The following is an 866-nucleotide window of genomic DNA, read 5'->3' on the forward strand; positions in this document are numbered from 1 at the left end:
TGTATCGGCATTCGCTGACAGACTCCAGCCGATAACCCTGCGGGCAAAAAGATCCATAACAACCGCCAGATAGCACCAGCGATTTCCTGCCCAGAGATACGTAATATCTCCGCACCATACCCGGTCTGGCTCCGGTACAGCGAACTGACGCTCGAGCAGATTCGGCAGGCTTGTATGCGCCTGACGGGCATTTTTGTACTGATGTTTTCCGGGCTGACAACTGCTCAGATTCAGGTATTTCATCAGCCGCCCGGCACGATAACGGCTCATCGGGACGCCGTTTTGGGTCAGCATTTCAGCCAGCGTGCGCGCCCCCGCAGAGCCCCGGCTCTGGTTCCACGCACGACGTATTTCGCTGCACAACCTGACTTGCTCCGGATTAATGGCATCGCGTTGCTTCAGCCAGTACCGGTAACTGCTGCGGTGTATTTCCAGCGCGGAACAAAGGCTGACAACGGTGTGGCTGTCACTCAGTCTGGCAACTATCTTGAACCGTTCAGTGAGTCGGACATCAAGAGCGCGGTAGCCTTTTTTAATATCGTATTTTGTTCCTCCAGACGGCGAACTTGCTTTTCCAGCTCGCGGATACGTTGCTGCTCCGGGGTAATGGGTTTCGCAGAGGGCATAATACCCTGACGTTCTCGCCTGAGCTGGCGTACCCAGGTCTCAAGGGTAGTCGAACCGACATTCATCGCTTCACTGGCTTGTCGATATGAGTAGCCCTTGTCAACAATCAGCTGTGCACATTCCAGTCTGAACTCAGGGGTGAAAGTACGCTTGGTTTTCTTGTTCATTAAGTCACCTGTTTTGTGTTGAAGTGAGAATATCACCTTTAATCAGGTGGCCAAATTTAGTGTGCCACTACA

General features: G+C 52.9%; 1 pseudogene. It reads right to left on the reverse strand.

The features are described from left to right. Window positions 1–830: pseudogene (locus tag A7090_RS19640) on the reverse strand (IS3 family transposase); the annotation flags it as partial. Window positions 831–866: the final 36 nt, after the last annotated feature.

It is taken from the genome of Escherichia sp. MOD1-EC7003 (genome assembly GCF_002965065.1).
In the GTDB taxonomy this organism is placed as follows: Bacteria; Pseudomonadota; Gammaproteobacteria; order Enterobacterales; family Enterobacteriaceae; genus Escherichia.